Source organism: Mesorhizobium sp. M1329 (assembly GCF_040318035.1).
Classification (GTDB): Bacteria; Pseudomonadota; Alphaproteobacteria; order Rhizobiales; family Rhizobiaceae; genus Mesorhizobium.
In genome coordinates this window covers 71,579-88,791 of record NZ_JAMYLN010000014.1, presented here as the reverse complement: position 1 = coordinate 88,791, position 17,213 = coordinate 71,579, and the positions used below count along the sequence as shown (strand labels likewise).

The window sequence follows — 17,213 nt, the reverse complement described above, 5'->3', positions numbered from 1 at the left end:
TTCCACTGCAACAAGCCAAGCAGTCGCCTTCGTCCCGGCAGGACTTTGGGAACCTGGTGAAAGCCAGCAATTCTGAAACGGGCGCATTGATGAACAGCAAGCGGTCCTACCTCGATACACTCAACGCCGGCAGGCAACGCCGGCCGCACACGACGCTTGAAGAGCTCAACCGCTCCCTGGAAACGCTGGAGCAGCGGCTGGAGCGGACGCGCGAGGAGACGGCAAGCCACCCCGATCCGCGCCGACCAGCGGCAGAACCGCGCTATCCCAGCGCCCAACCCTATGGCCAGCAGCGCCGGTATGAGGATCCACGCGCGCAGCGGCCGAAAGGTCCAGCAGCGGCTTTCGACCAGAATTACCAGGCGATCGCCCGCGATATCGACCGGGTGCGCGGCCAAGAGGACGGCGTCGCCCTAGCCGGCAAGATCGCCGGGGAATTGCGCGGCCTGCGCGAAGAGCTGCGCCAGCAGATGACCTCCGGCCTGCAACGCGAGTTCGAGGTACTGCGCAAGAATATTGAGCGAGCCTTCCAGTCAAATGGCCGCGGCAAAGGCAGCGCCGAACTCAACGTCGAATTCGAGCGGCTTTCCGGCGCCATCCAGACATTGGCCGAAAAAAGCGACGACAGAAGCGTCAATATGCTGCGGCTCGAGCTTGAGCAGGTCAAGGCCGCGCTCGATACGCTGGCGCGCGAGGAGAGCGTGCAGGCGGTCGGACGCCGCTGGGACGATTTCGACCGCCGCTGGAACGCCTTCGAGGACCGCGTCGAGGCCGACCAGCGCAAGCGCTCCGATGCACCCGGCCTGTCGGCGCTGACGGAGCGGCTCGAACAGATCAGCAATGCCGTCAGCAATCTGCCGGAATCGCTGTCGCTGCGCTCGCTTGAGGAAAAGGTCCGCACGCTTGCCGGAGCGGTCGACCATTTCGCCCGCCAGCAGGACAATCGCGGCGGCGACACATTCAGTCAGATCGACGAGCGGCTCGACGAGATTTCCCGCGCAATCGTCGCCTCGACGGTTGCCGCGCAAGCCAATTCGTTCGACCCCGAGCCCTTCGAACGCATCGAGAAGCGGATCGATTCACTGGCCCAGCAAATCGAAGAAGTGTCGCAGGATCGTCCGGGCCGGGAGGTCATCGACCGTCTCAACACGTTGTCGACCCGCGTGGATGAGCTGGCCGGCCGAGCCAATCTGCCGGAACAGGCGATGGAGCGCCTTGCCAGGCAAGTCGCGCTTATTGCCGACAAGATCGACCACGCACCCGCCATGCCCGACGCCGACTACATCTTCCAGGGGCTCGAGCAGCGCTTCGACGTGCTGTCCAGCATGATGGAACGTCGCCAGGGCGACGCCATCGAACAAGGCAACATGCTGTTTCGCGACCTTGAGCGCCGGTTGGACGAGGTCGCCGACAGGCTGGACCAGCGCATGCCGCAGGTCGACAGCGCCGGCATCATGGATGCCATCGACGCTCGCTTCACCGCGCTGGCCAAGCGGATGGAGACGCGCGTTCCAGACCCCGCCAACGAGGCGGCGATCCGTGGCCTGGAGAGCCGGCTCGAAGACATCTCAAGCCGGCTGGATTCGTCCGCGGCACAGGTTGCCAGCATCGACCCGGCTTTGATCCGCAGCCTCGAAGCGCAGGTCGCCGGCCTGACGGCGCATCTTTCCAAGCCCGGCACGCCGCTGCCGGAATTCGACGACATCAGCCCACGTCTCAACGAAATCGAGAAGTCGCTGGCCGGAACCCGCGATTCCATCCTCGGCGCGGCGCGCGAGGCGGCTGAGAGCGCCGTCCGCTCGCTGGCCGGATCAAGCGCGAACACGGCGGCCGTTACCGGCCTGGCCCAGGACCTGAAGACGCTCGAGGCACTGACGCGCCGTTCGGATGAGCGCAACTCGAGGACGTTCGAGGCTATCCACGATACGCTGCTCAAGATCGTTGACAGGCTTGGTTCACTGGAGACCGGCGAACTGGCAAGCGCGGAATTGAGCAAGCGCTTCGGCCGGGCATCCAAGATCTCGGTGCAGGACGCACCGTCGATGGACCTCGACCAGCCGCTGCCGTTGACGGGCAGCATGGCCGATCTCGACGGCCGCGCCGCGGCGCTCGCGCGCGACGAGCCAGGTCCGCGTACGCCAGCCGAGGCCGCAGCAGCAGCCGCCCTGGCGGCTCTCGGTTCAGACACGACGCGCGAAAAAACCGAGCAGGGCGGCGGCAGGAAATCAATGTTAGGCGGGCTGGCACGCGCCTTGAAAGGCAAGAAGGAGGCCGAGATGCCGCCGCTTGCAGGCTCGGCGCCGAGCGCCGAGATACCGAGCGTCGATCTCGACGAGCCCCTCGACCCCAAGCTCGCCAACCGGCCACTGGAACCCGGCTCCGGCGCACCCGACCTCAGCGCCATCATGAAGCGTGTGCGCGACGAGCGCGGGCAGCCGGCTCGGGAAGGCGGCGCCGAGGCGGCGAAATCGGACTTCATCGCGGCAGCCAGACGGGCTGCGCAAGCGGCGGCCGCCGAGGCGGACGCCCTCAAGCGCCAGTCGACGATGAAAGGCCCGGTCAAGGCACTCAGGATCGGCGACCTGCTCAAGGCGCGGCGCAAGCCGATCCTGATGGGGGCAATCGCCATCATGCTGGCGCTTGCCGGCCTGCAACTGGGCCAAGCCTTCTTCTCCGACCCGGTCGAAGTCGCCAACAATGAGGCGGCACCCGCCGTGGCCGTACAGCCGGTGGAAACCGCATTGGCCAGCGTTGCCAGCGAGCCGAAGGCGGACGCGCAGACGACAACACAGGAGAGCGCGCCCTCGCCCACCGTCAGGCAGGCAGAGCCATCCGCACCGATGACCAAGGACGACACGGCGGCGCAAACCGGCCCCGCTACACCGGCAACCGAGGCATCGACCGCGCCCTCAGCTTCCACGGCGTCCGCTGACCTGGCGGCGCCAGACACCACGGCCGCAGTCCCCGCGCCGGCAGCGGCGACGGCCAGCGACGCCGAGCCAATGGCTGCCGCGCCTGCTACCACCACCGCTGCTACGCAAGACACGACCGGCACGGTGCCGCCGGCGGATGCTGCCGCGGCAGGCGTTGCCAAGATCGACGTTCCGGCCGATGCCGGTCCGGCCGCCCTGCGCGATGCAGCGGCCGGCGGCGACGCCAAGGCGATGTTCGAGATCGGCTCGCGCTACGCCGAGTCGCGCGGCGTCAAGGAAGACATGGCGGCGGCGGCCAGATGGTATGAGAAAGCTGCCGAACTCGGTTTCGCACCGGCAGAATACCGCATCGGCAATTTCTACGAGAAGGGCATCGGCGTCGCACGCGACATCAAGAAAGCGAAGACCTGGTACCAGCTTGCCGCAGAGCAGGGCAATGCCAGCGCGATGCACAATCTGGCCGTCTTGTTTGCAATGGCGGCGGATGGCGTGACCGACAATGAATCGGCAGCGCACTGGTTCCAGGCGGCGGCGGATCTCGGTGTCAAGGACAGCCAGTTCAATCTCGGCATCCTGGCGGCGAAGGGCGTCGGCATGAAGCAGAACCTCGAGGAGAGCTACAAATGGTTCGCGCTCGTCGCCAAGACCGGCGACAAGGATGCGGCGGCCAAGCGCGACGAGATCGCCAAGGCGCTGAGGCCCGAGCAGCTGGAGCGTGCGCGGGCCTCGGCTGAACTGTGGAAGGCCAAGCCGCTCGATCCAACCGCCAATTCGGCCGACATTCCTGAATCGTGGCAGGACGGCACACCGCAGACGACCGCCGGCATCGACATGAAGAAAGCGGTCCAGAACATCCAGCGCATTCTCAACAAGAACGGCTACGAAGCCGGCAATCCGGACGGCATGATGGGTCAGAAAACCAAGAACGCGATCATGGCCTTCCAGGCCGACAACGATATGAAGGCAACCGGCGCGATCGACGAAAAGCTGGTCAAGGCACTGCTTGCGCGTAAATAACGGCGGATGCGTCGTTTCCGCGACGCCCTTGCCACAGATTTGCCTGTTAACTGATTGAGTTGTTTTTTGTTTCGGCGGTGCGGCGAAGTTTGACTTCACCGCCCGTCCGGCGCAAGAACGAGATAGCCTTTTGGCGCAAAATGCCCGCAACGGCTGCATTCGCCAAGAGACAAACTGATCGAGACTGACGGGTGGGCATCTATCTCCCGATCGCGGAAATTTCCGTCAACATCTTCGTACTGCTGGCCATGGGTGCGGCGGTGGGTTTCCTGTCGGGCATGTTCGGCGTGGGCGGCGGCTTTCTCATTACGCCGCTGCTGATCTTCTACAACATACCGCCGGCAATCGCGGTCGCCACCGGCGCCAACCAGGTCATCGCTTCCTCCTTCTCCGGCGCCCTGTCGCACATGAAGCGCGGCACGCTCGACTTCAAGCTTGGCGGCGTGCTTTTAGCCGGCGGCATCGTCGGCTCGACCGGTGGTATCTATGTCTTTGCGCTCCTGCGCCGGCTCGGCCAGCTCGACCTGTTCATCTCGCTGCTCTACGTCGTGCTGCTCGGCACCGTCGGCGGACTGATGCTGGTCGAGAGTGTCAATGCACTGCGCGCCACTCGCAGCGGCGCCGCACCGGTATTGAAGAAATCCGGCCAGCACAATTGGATCCACCGTCTGCCGCTAAAGATGCGGTTCAGGGCCTCGAAGCTCTTCGTCAGCGTCATTCCGGTGCTTGGGCTAGGCGCGGCGATCGGCTTCCTGTCCTCGATCATGGGCGTCGGCGGCGGCTTCATCATGGTTCCGGCCCTGATCTACCTTTTGAAAGTGCCGACCAACGTCGTCATAGGCACCTCGCTGTTCCAGATCATCTTCACCTCGGCCTACACCACGCTGGTCCACGCCACCACCAACCAGACGGTCGACGTCATGCTCGCCTTCCTGTTGATGGCAGGCGGCGTCGCCGGCGCGCAATATGGCGCCAAGGCTGGTCAGAGGCTGCGGGGCGAGCAACTCAGGGCGCTGCTGGCGCTGCTGGTGCTGGCGGTAGCCATCCGGCTTGCCATCGATCTTTTCGTCACGCCGCCCAATGTCTATTCGCTGTCCGGCGTGGGCCTGAGCTGATGGCTGGCTTGAGGACGCTCGCGGCCGTCGCCTTGCTGTCGCTGCTGGCGGCTGCGCCACCGGCGAAGGCGCAGACACCACTAACCGAAAATATCCAGATCGGCCTTTCCACCGACAATGTCTCGATTACCGCCGGCTTTTCCGGCGCCGACCTGACCATCTTCGGCTCGCTGGAAAATGCCGATCCGCTTGTCGCGCGGCAAGGGCGCTACGACGTGATCGTCGTGCTGGAAGGCCCGGCCCGACCCGTCGTCGTGCGCCGCAAGGACCGGGTGCTCGGCGTCTGGGTCAATCTGGAGTCGGAGACCTTCAAAAACGTACCTGTCTCCTATTCGGTGGCGACGACGCGGCCGCTGCAGGACGTCACCGATCCGAACAGCTACAAGCAGCTGTCGCTTGGCGCCTCGAACCTCTATTTGCAGCCGGCCGACGCCGAGGAAAGCCCGGCGACAATCGAGGAGTTCACCGCCGCGCTGCGCGAGCGCAAGGCGGCGACAGGCCTCTACAGCGAGAATGTCGGCGGTGTGCAGTTCCTGTCGCAGAACCTGTTCCGCGCCACCGTCAGGCTCGCCCCAAACGTTCCGGTCGGCACCCATAAGGCCCGCGCCTTCCTGTTCAAGAGCGGCCTGTTCATCAAGGAAAGCTCCGCCCAGCTCGAAATCCGCAAGTCCGGTTTCGAACAGTCGATCTTCCGTGTCGCGCACGACTATTCGTTCCTCTACGGTGTCTTTGCCGTTTCGCTGGCCATGCTGACCGGCTGGCTCGGAAGACTGGTCTTCAGGAAAGACTGAACTCTCGTAAAAGTGGTTTCCCTTTCCGAGGGTATGGGTTAGACCGCGACCCCCGGCCCGACCGGACACGAGCTGCTGCTCCCCAAATCAGAAATACAGGAACGCACGATGCGACCAGCATTTGCCGGGATCGACTTCGGCACTTCAAATTCCACCGTGAGCGTGGTCAGGAACGGGCAGCCGCGGCTGGTGGCGTTGGAAGACGGCCAGGTCACGCTGCCCAGTGCGGTGTTTTTCAATTTCGAGGACAACCGCACCTATTTCGGGCGACGCGCCATCGCCAACTATACGGACAGTATCGAAGGCCGCCTGATGCGCTCGCTGAAGAGCGTGCTCGGCAGCTCGCTCGCTCACGAAAAGACGCGCATCAAGGCGCGCTCGATCGGCTTCATGGAAATTGTCGGCCTATTTGTCGGCCATCTGAAAAAGAAACTCGAAGAAAACGCCCTCGACACAGTCGAAAGCGTCGTGCTCGGACGGCCGGTACAGTTCGTCGACGACGATGCCGGGGCCGATGCCGAGGCCGAGCATGAACTCGAAAACGCCGCTCGCGCCCAAGGCTTCAAGCACATCGCCTTCCAATTCGAGCCGATCGCGGCGGCACTCGATTACGAACAGAAGGTGACGCGCGAGGAACTGGCGCTGATCGTCGACATGGGCGGCGGCACGTCCGACTTCTCGATCGTGCGGGTCTCGCCCGAGCGCGCCCGCTCGCTCGACCGCAAGAACGATATCCTGGCCAGCCGCGGCATCCACATCGGCGGCACCGATTTCGACCGGCTGCTGAGCATCGCCCATGTGATGCCGCAGCTCGGGTATCTGACGCCAACCAAGGACGGCAAGCGCAATCTGCCGGCGAGCTACTTCATCGACCTGGCGACATGGCAGCGCATCAACCTGGTCTACACCGCAAGGGCGATGACGCATCTGCGCCAGATCCGCTACGAGGCGGAGCGCGCGGACCTGGTCGAGCGCTTCATCCACATCGTCGAGCATCGTTACGGCCACGCGCTGGCGGCGCTGGTCGAAAGGGCCAAGATCGAGCTGACGGACCGATCGTCGGCCAATATCGAGGTCGCGCTACCGGAGGTGAGGTTCATGGCAGAGATCACGCGCGAAGGTCTCGAAGCCACTATCGCTCGGGATATTGAGCGCGTTGCAGCTACCGTCGAGCAGACCGTCCGCGACGCGCAGGTGAAGCCCTCCGACATCACGGCGGTGTTCCTGACCGGCGGATCGACCGCGATCCCGCTGGCCAGACAACAGATCCTGGCTCTGGTGCCGCAGGCCTCGGTAATCGAAGGCGATGTGTTCGGCTCGGTCGGGCTTGGGCTGGCGCTCGACGCACAGCGGAAGTTCGGCTGATCGGCTTAAAGCGGCGTGGCTCTCTCAGCTTTGCCGCCGAGATGCGCCTTGAGCGCCATCTGGGCCAGGCTTGGCTGGCGGTCGCGATGCGTGATCATGGCAAATTCGCGCTTCGGCAGATCGGTCGGCACGGAACGCAGGCTGCCTTCGGCGACCGCGCGCGCGACGACGAGTTCCGAAATGATGCTGGCGCCGGCGCCGGCCTCGACCGCCTGGCGAATAGCCTCATTGCTCGGCAATACCAGGAATATCTGCAGGTCCGCGAACGAAATCCCGTCGCGTCGGGCAAGGTCCTCCAGCGCCTCGCGCGTGCCCGAGCCGCCTTCGCGAATGATCCAGCGAAGCCCGCCAAGGTCGGGATGTCCAGGCGAAACTTCTGCGATCTCAGGGTGCGAGCGCGCTACTACCAGCATCATGCGATCGATATCGACCTTGGCACGCCGCAAAATGTCGGACTCGGTGCGCCCCTCGACCAGGCCAAAATCGGCTGCGCCATCAAGTACATTGGTCTCGACCTGCCTGGTGTTGCCAATGCTCACGCTCAGCCTGACGGCAGGATAGGCTTCGTGGAAAGAGGCGAGCCGGCGCGGCAGCCAATAACTGGCGATGGTCTGGCTGGCAGCGATCGAGAGACTGCCTGATATCGTCTGCGAGACATGCTCCAGCACATTGTGGGCGGCCGCGGCCCGCTCGAGGACCGCCTTGGCCTCGGGCAAGAATCGGCGTCCGGTCTCGGCGAGCTCGATATTGCGGCCCACTCGGTTGAACAACTGCACGCCGTGCTGCTGTTCGAGCGAGCGGATGGCGGCCGACGCGGCCGACTGTGAAATGCCTAACAAGTCGGCCGCTTTGGTCATGTGCGCCCGTTCGGCGACGGCGACGAAGATCCGCAATTGGTCCAGAGTCATGCCGGTATTAAGAAGCAAATCCGATTAGAATTACAAGAGCAAGTTGTTAGACAGATTGATTGCTTTGTTCTAAATTTTGGCTCGAAATTGGAAAAAAGTCGCGCCAGAACAGTCGAGGGTAGAAATTTGGTGAGGCTGTTCAAATCCGTGTTCACGCACTGGTCCCGCAGCCTTCGGTGGCGGCTGGTCGGTGAACGCTATCGGCCGGAACAGCATTACATGCGCGGCCCAGGCCCGAAGACGAGAGCCAAGGCCGCGGAACGCAAAAACATCGCCGGATCATGACCAACAAACCGCTGCGCGGCGCCAACTCAGCACCATCCCAACGGCCGCTTGCCGATACGCGCGCGCCCGCTGAAGACGACGGCGTCGATACTTCGCCCGATGTCTCCGACAGCATCGCCAAGACCACCTGCTATATGTGCGCCTGCCGCTGCGGCATCGACGTCCATATCAAGGACGGCAAGGTCCGCTACATCAACGGCAACAAGGACCACCCGGTCAACCGCGGCGTGCTGTGCGGCAAGGGCAGCGCCGGCATCATGCAGCATTACAGCCCGGCCCGACTGAAGAAGCCGCTACTGCGCATCGGCCCTCGCGGCTCGGGTGAGTTCCGCGAAATCGAGTGGGAGGAAGCTTTGTCGATTGCGACAGAACGGCTTTCGAACATCCGCCGAACCGATCCGAAGAAACTCGCCTTCTTCACCGGGCGCGACCAGTCGCAATCGCTGACCGGCTGGTGGGCGAGCCAGTTCGGCACGCCGAACTTTGCCGCCCATGGCGGCTTCTGCTCGGTCAATATGGCGGCCGGCGGCCTCTACACGATTGGCGGCTCGTTCTGGGAGTTCGGCGAACCCGATTGGGACAACACCAAATATTTCATGCTGTTCGGGGTTGCCGAAGACCATGATTCCAATCCGATCAAGATCGGCCTCGGCAAGCTCAAGGCGCGCGGCGCCAGGGTGGTTTCAATCAATCCCTGCCGCACCGGCTACAACGCGATTGCCGACGACTGGGTCGGCATCCGGCCCGGCACCGACGGCCTGTTCGTATTCGCCCTCATCCACGAATTGCTGAAGGCCGGCCGCGTCGATCTCGACTACCTCTTGCGCTACACAAACGCCCACATCCTGGTCATTCAGGAGCCTGGTGCTGCCGATGATGGGCTGTTCATGTGCAATGGCGACGGCAATCCCCTGGCCTGGGACAGGGTGGCGAAGATACCTATCAATGCCAACGATACCGACGCGAGGCCCGCATTGACCGGCAGCTTTCTCGTCGACGGCCGCCGTTGCGTGCCGGTCTTCCAACTCGTCGCCGACCGCTATCTGGACGAGAGCTATTCACCGGACGCCGTCGCTGACCGGTGCGGCATCTCCGCCGACACCATCCGACGCATTGCCGCAGAACTCGCTCATGTCGCCTTTGAACAGCAAATCGAATTGCCGGTGGCCTGGACGGACTGGGCCGGACGCCGGCACGAGACCATCAAGGGCCGCCCGGTGTCGATGCATGCGATGCGAGGCATCTCGGCCCATTCGAACGGTTTTCACTCTTGCCGCGCCATTCATCTGCTTCAGGTACTTCTCGGCACGGTGGACGTGCCGGGCGGCTTCCGCTTCAAGCCTCCCTATCCGCGGTCCGCGCCGCCGAGGCCCAAACCAGCCGGCAAGAATGTGAAGCCAATGACGGCGCTCGAGGGCATGCCGCTCGGCTTCGTCTGCGGACCGGAGGACCTGCTGGTCGATGAAGGCGGCAAGCCAATTCGTATCGACAAGGCCTACTCCTGGGATGCGCCGCTTGCAGCACACGGCCTCATGCACACGGTCATCCGCAACGCATGGGCCGGCGATCCCTACACGATCGACACACTGTTCATGTACATGTCGAACATGGCCTGGAACTCGTCGATGAACACGGTCGAGACGATGGCGATGCTGACCGATGTGGATGCATCGGGTGAGTACAAGATCCCGTTCATCATCTATTCTGATGCTTATTATTCAGAGACCGTGCCTTTTGCCGATCTGGTGCTGCCGGATACGACCTATCTCGAGCGTCATGACTGTATCAGTCTGCTCGACCGGCCGATCAGCCACGCCGACGGGCCGGGCGACGCCATCCGCCATCCCGTGGTCGAGCCGGACCGCGACGTCAGGCCGTTCCAGTCGGTGCTGATCGAGCTCGGCGCGCGGCTCGGCCTACCCGGTTTCGTCGACGACGATGGCGCCGCCAAATATCGCGACTATGCCGACTACATCGTCAATCACGAGCGCACGCCAGGTGTCGGTCCGCTCGCCGGCTGGCGCGGAAAGGACGGGACCTCGGTCGGCAAGGGCGAGGTCAATCCCGACCAGTTGCAGCGCTACATCGATAATGGCGGCTTCTGGCACCAGGATTTCGCCGCCGATCAGCGCTACTACAAAATGGCCAACCGCTCGTATCTCGAATTCGCCGAGAGCATGGGCTTCATTGCGAAGGCCGAGCCGATCGTCTTCCAGCTCTATTCCGAGCCGATGCAGCGCTTTCGCCTCGCGGCGCGCGGCCATGGCGGGGTGCTGCCGCCGAAGGCAGAGCGCAGCCGCATCGAGACCTATATGGATCCGCTGCCGTTCTGGTACGCGCCCTTCGAAGAGGCTGCGGTCGATAGCCAAGCCTATCCGCTCCACGCGCTGACGCAGCGGCCGATGCACATGTACCATTCCTGGGGCGGACAGAACGCCTGGTTGAGACAGATCACCAGCCAGAACCGGCTGTTCGTCCACCAGCGGACCGCCGCCGGCCTCGGCCTTGTCGACGACGACTGGGTATGGATCGAGAGCATCAACGGCAAGGTCAAAGGACAGATCAAGCTGGTCGACGGCGTCAATGCCGATACGGTGTGGACCTGGAACGCCATCGGCAAGCGGCGCGGCAGCTGGGGGCTGAAGGATGACGCGGCCGAATCCAATCGCGGCTTCCTGCTCAACCACATCATCGGCGACCAGACCTCCGCCGATGCCAGCGGCAAACGCTATTCGAATTCCGATCCGGTGACCGGCCAGGCGGCGTGGTTCGACCTGCGCGTGCGCATCGTCAAATGCGCGCCCGAAGAAGCTGGCTTCACCGAACCGCAGTTCGAGCGGTTCCGGCAGCCGCCGGGCTTCGAGTCCTCGCCCGACAAACTCAGTTTCGGCGCCGAATTTCGCCGGGAAAGAGAAGCTGCCGAATGACCTGCCTTCCCGCCCATACCGACAAGAAGCTCGGCCTCGTCATCGATCTCGACACCTGCGTCGGCTGCCAGGCCTGCGTTACCGCCTGCAAGGAATGGAACACCGGCGGCCATATGGCGCCGCTAACCGACATCGACCCCTATGGCGGCAATGTCGACGGTGTCTGGTTCAACCGGGTGCACAGTTATGAGCACATGACGGAGATGGGCGGACGCACGGTGAACTTCCCGCGCTCCTGCCTGCACTGCGAGACACCAGCGTGCGTCACGGTCTGCCCGACCGGCGCCTCCTACAAACGGGCGTCGGACGGCATCGTGCTGGTCGACGAGGACAAGTGCATCGGCTGTAAATTGTGCAGCTGGGCCTGTCCCTACGGAGCGCGCGAATTCGACACCGATGTCGGCGTGATGAAGAAATGCACGTTGTGCGTCGACCGCATCTACAACGACAATCTGGCGGAAGAAGATCGTGTGCCGGCCTGCGTCGCCGCCTGTCCGACCAGCGCGCGGCATTTCGGCGATCTGGGCGATCCGGAATCGGCTATCTCACAATTGGTGGCCGAGCGCGGTGGCGTCGACCTGATGCCGGAGATGGGCTACAAGCCGACCAACAAATATCTGCCGCCACGTGCCCACACCACCCGCGCCGCCTCGGTGCCTGCCCCGGCCCTAGAAGCGGTGCGTGCGGAAGGCGGCTTCCTCGGCTGGGTCGACCGCATGCTTTCGAACTGACCCGCGTCTCATGCATCCAGCATTCTCGGTCGTCTTTTTCACCACCGCCACGGGCGCCGGCTACGGACTGCTCGCGCTGCTTGGCGTGCTAGCCGGACAGGGCTTTATCCCGCCCGATTTCTGGCTTGGCCTCACCGGCATGGGGCTGGCGCTTGGCCTGATTTCGGCCGGCCTGCTGTCGTCAGCCGGCCATCTCGGTCGGCCCGAACGCGCCTGGCGTGCCTTCTCGCAATGGCGAAGCTCATGGCTGTCGCGCGAAGGCGTGGCGTCCGTCGTCACCTTCGTGCCGGCGGGACTGTTCGGTATTGGCTGGGTGGTCCTCGGCCGTACGAGCGGCTGGGTGGCTGTCGCCGGGCTGCTCGCTGCCATGGGCGCGGCCGCCACCGTCTGCACCACCGGCATGATCTACGCGTCGTTGAAGCCTATCGCCCAATGGCACAGCCGCTTCACCCTGCCCGGCTATCTGATCTTTTCGGCGATGACCGGCAGCGTACTGCTCAACGCCCTGCTGCAGGGATTTGCCGCAGGCTCGAGTGCGCTTCTGGTGGCTGCCCTGTTGCTGACTGCGCTCGGCTGGGGTTTGAAGCTGGCGACCTGGCGATACAATGACAGGCTGGAGATCCCGACCAATGCCAACACCGCAACCGGGCTCGCCGGCGGCACGGTGCGGTCGATCGAGTGGCCGCATACGGAAGAAAACTATCTGCTCAAGGAAATGGGTTTTCGGATCGCGCGCAAGCACAGCGCTAAACTCCGCCAGATCACGCAGGTGCTGGCCTTTGCTTTGCCCGCGTTGCTGCTGGTCGCGGCGTTCGCCTTGCCGTGGCCCTATGCGGCAGCACTGTCGATACTCGCCGCAATCGCCCAACTCGCCGGAATGCTGGTCGAGCGCTGGCTGTTCTTCGCCGAGGCCAAGCACACCGTCACTTTGTACTACGGCAGGTAGGTTCAGCCCGGCCTGAGCATCGCGTGCGAAATTGCGAAGATGCGTTCGGCGCCAAGCATGTAGGCCATCAGCGTTTCGCGCTTGAACAGTCCCAGATAGGCGCGATCGAGCACGTTGAGCGAGCCGGTATAGGCGCCGAAAGCCGGCATGATCATGCGGCCGCCATCGCCGGCAAAGCAACGCCGCCGCACCGAGCGGCCTTGCTGCACGATGCGGGCACAAGGATGCAGGTGGCCTGATATCTCGCCTTCCACTCTCACCACCGAAGGCTCGTGCCGGAAGAGTAGAGAGCCGATTGCCAATTCACGTACGGTCTCGCCTGGCAAGTCGGCCGGCGCTTCAGGATCATGATTGCCGGCGACCCAGAACCAGTCGCGCCCGACCATCAGCCCTTCCAGCCTGTCGCGGAAGCTTGCGTGCATGCGCGCTGCGCCGCCACCATCGTGAAAACTGTCACCCAGGCTGATGACGATCGCAGGCTGATAGTCGGCAATCACCGCCTGCAGCCGGAGCAGCGTCGCGCCGGTGTCGTAAGGTGGGACCAGCGTGCCGCGCCTGGCCAGTGATGAGCCTTTTTCCAGATGCAGGTCGGATACGGCCAGAAGCCGGAATTCGGGAAAATAGAGCACGCCACGACGGTCGCAGATCGCGCGTTCGCCGGCGATACGGACAGCGCCCGCATCCGCCAGCGGCGCAGCCATGGCCAGCGCGACAGTCATTTCGTCCCCATGGCCTCCTCGACCAGCGTGGCTGCATCCATCAGCAGCGTGTCATCGGCCTCGCCGTGCACCGGCATTTTGCCGATCTCGAGCATGATCGGCACGGCGAGCGGCGATATCTGCTCGAGGTTCTTATGCATGATTCGACCTTGGACGCGCGAGAGCATCTCGGCAAGTCTGCTGACATCCAAGAGACCGGTCGCGGCATCGGCCCGCGTCGCCTGCAAAAGGATATGGTCGGACTCGTGGCTGCGCAGCACGTCGTAGATGAGATCCGTCGACACGGTTACTTGGCGGCCGCTCTTCTCCTGCCCCGGGTGGCGTTTCTCGATCAATCCCGAGATCAGCGCGCAATTGCGAAAGGTACGCTTCAACAACCAACTGCCGGCGAGCCAGGCTTCGAGGTCGTCGCCCAGCATGTCCTGATCGAATAGCTGAGCCAGCGACGGTTTCTTCGCCGTGAACATATAGCCCATATCGGCCAGCGACCATATGGCAAGCGCATAGTCGGTGGCGACGAAGCCGAGCGGCTTGGCTCCCGCCCTGTCGAGGCGGCGGGTGAGCAGCATGCCGAGCGTCTGATGCGCCAGCCTGCCCTCGAACGGATAGGCTACCAGGTAGTAGCGGTTGCCGCGCGGAAAGGTCTCGATCAGCAGATCGTCGCGTTTCGGCAGTACCGACTTGTCGGCCTGGAAGCGCAGCCAGTCTGCGACCTGCTCCGGCAGCTCCTTCCAGCGCTGCGGATCGTCCAGCATGGCGCGGACCTGTTCGGCCAGGTACGTCGAAAGCGGGAATTTGCCACCGCCATAGTAAGGCACCTTGGCGTCGCTGCCGGGTGCATTCGAGACGAAGCACTCATTCTCGCGGATGCCTTCGAAACGCAGAACCTTGCCGGCGAACATGAAGGTGTCGCCATGCGTCAATGTTTCGAGGAAGGCCTCCTCGATCTTGCCCAGAACCCGACCGCCACGCGAAGCCGCGCCTCTGCTGCCGGCCTGGACGTAGCGGACGTTAAGCGCCGGCACTTCGATGATGGTGCCGACATTGAGCCGGTATTGCTGGGCGACGCGAGGATTTGAGACCCGCCACAGCCCATCCTTGTTGAGACGAATACGGGCGTAGCGTTCGTAGTTCTTCAGCGCATAGCCCCCAGTGGCGACGAAATCGACGACGCGATCGAATGTCGGCCGGTCGAGATCGGCATAGGGTGCTGCCGTCCGCACTTCCTCGAACAGCGCATCGGCATGGAACGGCGCACCGCAGGCACAGCCCAGCACGTGCTGCGCCAGCACGTCGAGCCCGCCATCGACCAGCGGCGGCGTATCCTGGGCGCCGAGATAATTGGCGTCGAGCGCCGCCCGGCATTCCAGCACCTCGAAGCGATTGGCCGGAATCAGGATCGCCTTGGACGGCTCGTCCATGCGGTGGTTGGCGCGGCCGATTCGCTGCGCCAGCCGGCTCGCCCCCTTCGGCGCGCCGACATGGACGACCAGGTCGACATCGCCCCAGTCGATGCCGAGGTCGAGCGTCGATGTGGCGACGATGGCGCGCAGGGCGTTCTCGCCCATCGCCTTTTCGACACGCCGGCGCTGCGCGACGTCGAGCGAGCCGTGATGCAGCGCGATCGGCAAGGTGTCCTCGTTGACCCGCCACAACTCCTGGAACAGCAACTCCGCCTGGCTGCGCGTGTTGACGAACAGCAGGGTTGTCTTGTGGCGCTTGATCTCGTTGTAGATCTCCGGCGTTGCGTAGCGGGCTGAATGTCCCGCCCACGGCACGCGCTCCTCCGAATCGAGAATGGAGATCTCGGGCTTGGCACCGCCGGTGACGACGATCAGTTCGGCCATCGGCCCCGGAGGATTCTGGCTGACCAGCCAGCGCCGCAATTCGTCGGGCTCGGCGACCGTCGCCGACAGGCCTATCGTCTGCAGCGCGGGCACAAACGAGCGCAGCCGGGCCAACCCGAGCGACAGGAGATGCCCGCGCTTCGAGGTCACCAGCGAATGCAATTCGTCGAGCACGACATAGCGCAGGTCCTCGAAGAAGCGCCTGGCATCGGGCGCGGCAATCAGCAGCGCCAATTGCTCGGGTGTGGTCAGGAGAATGTCGGGCGGCGCCAGCTTCTGCCGCTGGCGCTTGTGTGCGGGCGTGTCACCGGTGCGCGTCTCCACGGTGACCGGCAGCCCGATTTCTTCGACGGGTTTGCCGAGATTGCGCTCGATGTCGACGGCCAGCGCCTTCAGCGGCGAGATGTAGAGTGTGTGGATGCCTCGGTGCGCCTGCCCCGGCCTTCTCCTCGGTCGGCCAGCCAGTTCGGTCAGCGATGGCAAGAACCCGGCCAGCGTCTTGCCGGCGCCGGTCGGCGCGATCAGCAATACCGACTGCCCGCCCTGGGCCTTGGCCAGCAAATCGATCTGGTGGGCGCGCGGCGACCAGCCCTTTTCTGCAAACCATTTGACGAATGGCTCGGGCAGGACGACGGCGGCATTCTGTTCGGCAAGGCGCGGCTGCTCTGTCACGCGCCAGAGGTAGCGCGGTGACGCGCAATCGCCAAGCAGAATCAGAACAAAAGGTGATCGATTCGCATTACGGCCGGCGAAACCCGGTCGGTCCGCCATAGAGATAGCCGATACGGGCGACCGCCTCCCTCAGTCCTTCAAGCGACACCAGCATCGTGTGGCCGTTGGCGTGGATCATGGTCTCCGGGTCCGTCATGATCGCGACGTGGCCTTTCCAGAAGACCAGGTCGCCGCGCCGCAACCCCGCAAAATCCGGCCCGGGGTCGAGCGGTTCACCGATGGTGGTCGCCTGCATGTCGGTGTCGCGCAGCACTTGCCTGCCAGCCATGTGCATTGCAAGTTGCACGAGACCGGAACAATCGATGCCAAAGCCGGAGGCGCCGCCCCACAGATAGGGCGTGCCGAGAAAGGCCTCGGCAACCGCGACGTAGTCGGCAGCCGCCTCGGCGATAGGCCTGAGATGGCCAGATATGACCGCCTCGCCGGACGGCAACAGCGCATAATGCGTGCTGCGCGTTTCGGCCGAGCCCGTCACGGTCACCAACGATCCCATCGACAATTGCCCGCTCAGCGGGAAGCGCAAGTCGGGTCCCGGGTAGAGAAAGGTGCGTGGCACCGAAACGATGTGGGTTGGCGCATGGTCGCGCGTGCCCAGCGCCGTGTCGGCGACATGGCCGACATAGCCGTCGCGCTCAGCCTGGATCCAGGCCCAGCCTTCCGCGTCATCGAAGACGAGAATATCGTCGCCGAACAGGGCTTGCGTGTTGACGCCGGCATCCGGGCGCGGAGCCTTGCGGATATCGGCCACGGAGGCTGATATGCGCGCCGGCCGGCCGGCGACAAAACGGTCGGCGGCGACCTCGCCTTTCAGCCTGGCGTCGGCGAGATCGGAGCGGAAGGCATGGAGGCGGGCATCCCTGGCGGTCAAATCGGCACTCGTTCAAATGGGCAACTTGG

At 64.0% G+C, this 17,213-nt stretch carries 11 protein-coding genes; 7 read left to right on the top strand and 4 right to left on the bottom strand.

What is annotated here, in order from left to right; translation table 11 throughout:
• Positions 1-89 precede the first annotated feature (89 nt).
• The 4 genes from NKH21_RS16420 (at position 90) to NKH21_RS16405 (ending at position 7,221) form a co-directional block, all read left to right on the top strand.
• Entirely contained in the window at positions 90-3,950 is a 3,861-nt protein-coding gene (locus NKH21_RS16420; protein WP_352866221.1) for a peptidoglycan-binding protein, read from the top strand.
• A 191-nt stretch (positions 3,951-4,141) separates the two neighbouring features.
• The gene (locus NKH21_RS16415) at positions 4,142-5,065 is read left to right on the top strand and encodes a sulfite exporter TauE/SafE family protein (protein WP_352664207.1); all 924 of its coding nucleotides are present in this window, start codon (positions 4,142-4,144) and stop codon (positions 5,063-5,065) included.
• Complete coding sequence (locus NKH21_RS16410) at positions 5,065-5,856, top strand: TIGR02186 family protein (RefSeq protein ID WP_352664208.1); 792 nt, start codon at positions 5,065-5,067, stop codon at positions 5,854-5,856. Before NKH21_RS16415 ends, NKH21_RS16410 begins: the two co-directional genes overlap by 1 nt.
• Before the next feature lie 108 nt (positions 5,857-5,964).
• Entirely contained in the window at positions 5,965-7,221 is a 1,257-nt protein-coding gene (locus NKH21_RS16405; RefSeq protein WP_352664210.1) for an Hsp70 family protein, read from the top strand.
• Between the two features lie 5 nt (positions 7,222-7,226).
• On the opposite strand, the gene NKH21_RS16400 is transcribed toward NKH21_RS16405, so the two are convergent.
• Positions 7,227-8,129: a LysR substrate-binding domain-containing protein gene (locus NKH21_RS16400; protein WP_352664212.1), complete on the bottom strand. Its 903-nt coding sequence runs from the start codon at positions 8,127-8,129 to the stop codon at positions 7,227-7,229.
• A 281-nt stretch (positions 8,130-8,410) separates the two neighbouring features.
• On the opposite strand from NKH21_RS16400, the gene NKH21_RS16395 reads away from it, so the two are divergent.
• Genes NKH21_RS16395 through NKH21_RS16385 form a run of 3 tightly spaced genes read left to right on the top strand, consistent with a single transcriptional unit; the run spans position 8,411 to position 13,018 of the window.
• Positions 8,411-11,341, top strand: a complete 2,931-nt coding sequence (locus NKH21_RS16395) for a molybdopterin oxidoreductase family protein (RefSeq protein WP_352866217.1) — start codon at positions 8,411-8,413, stop codon at positions 11,339-11,341.
• On the top strand, positions 11,338-12,072 hold the full coding sequence (locus NKH21_RS16390) for a 4Fe-4S dicluster domain-containing protein (RefSeq protein WP_352866215.1): 735 nt from the start codon (positions 11,338-11,340) through the stop codon (positions 12,070-12,072). Before NKH21_RS16395 ends, NKH21_RS16390 begins: the two co-directional genes overlap by 4 nt.
• Before the next feature lie 10 nt (positions 12,073-12,082).
• On the top strand, positions 12,083-13,018 hold the full coding sequence (locus tag NKH21_RS16385; protein WP_352664218.1) for a dimethyl sulfoxide reductase anchor subunit family protein: 936 nt from the start codon (positions 12,083-12,085) through the stop codon (positions 13,016-13,018).
• 2 nt (positions 13,019-13,020) lie between these two features.
• On the opposite strand, the gene pdeM is transcribed toward NKH21_RS16385, so the two are convergent.
• The 3 genes from pdeM to NKH21_RS16370 all read right to left on the bottom strand — a co-directional run bounded on the left by pdeM (position 13,021) and on the right by NKH21_RS16370 (position 17,184).
• The gene (gene pdeM / locus NKH21_RS16380) at positions 13,021-13,737 is read right to left on the bottom strand and encodes a ligase-associated DNA damage response endonuclease PdeM (RefSeq protein ID WP_352664220.1); all 717 of its coding nucleotides are present in this window, start codon (positions 13,735-13,737) and stop codon (positions 13,021-13,023) included.
• On the bottom strand, positions 13,734-16,256 hold the full coding sequence (locus NKH21_RS16375) for a ligase-associated DNA damage response DEXH box helicase (protein ID WP_352664222.1): 2,523 nt from the start codon (positions 16,254-16,256) through the stop codon (positions 13,734-13,736). The genes pdeM and NKH21_RS16375 overlap by 4 nt, the downstream gene beginning before the upstream one ends.
• Before the next feature lie 67 nt (positions 16,257-16,323).
• On the bottom strand, positions 16,324-17,184 hold the full coding sequence (locus tag NKH21_RS16370; RefSeq protein ID WP_352866212.1) for a C40 family peptidase: 861 nt from the start codon (positions 17,182-17,184) through the stop codon (positions 16,324-16,326).
• Positions 17,185-17,213: the final 29 nt, after the last annotated feature.

Coding starts and splice junctions, on each gene's coding strand:
- NKH21_RS16420 (WP_352866221.1), top strand. CDS start 90: ATGAACAGCAAGCGGTCCTACCTCGATACACTCAACGCCGGCAGGCAA.
- NKH21_RS16410 (WP_352664208.1), top strand. CDS start 5,065: ATGGCTGGCTTGAGGACGCTCGCGGCCGTCGCCTTGCTGTCGCTGCTG.
- NKH21_RS16405 (WP_352664210.1), top strand. CDS start 5,965: ATGCGACCAGCATTTGCCGGGATCGACTTCGGCACTTCAAATTCCACC.
- NKH21_RS16400 (WP_352664212.1), bottom strand. CDS start 8,129: ATGACTCTGGACCAATTGCGGATCTTCGTCGCCGTCGCCGAACGGGCG.
- NKH21_RS16395 (WP_352866217.1), top strand. CDS start 8,411: ATGACCAACAAACCGCTGCGCGGCGCCAACTCAGCACCATCCCAACGG.
- NKH21_RS16390 (WP_352866215.1), top strand. CDS start 11,338: ATGACCTGCCTTCCCGCCCATACCGACAAGAAGCTCGGCCTCGTCATC.
- NKH21_RS16385 (WP_352664218.1), top strand. CDS start 12,083: ATGCATCCAGCATTCTCGGTCGTCTTTTTCACCACCGCCACGGGCGCC.
- pdeM (WP_352664220.1), bottom strand. CDS start 13,737: ATGACTGTCGCGCTGGCCATGGCTGCGCCGCTGGCGGATGCGGGCGCT.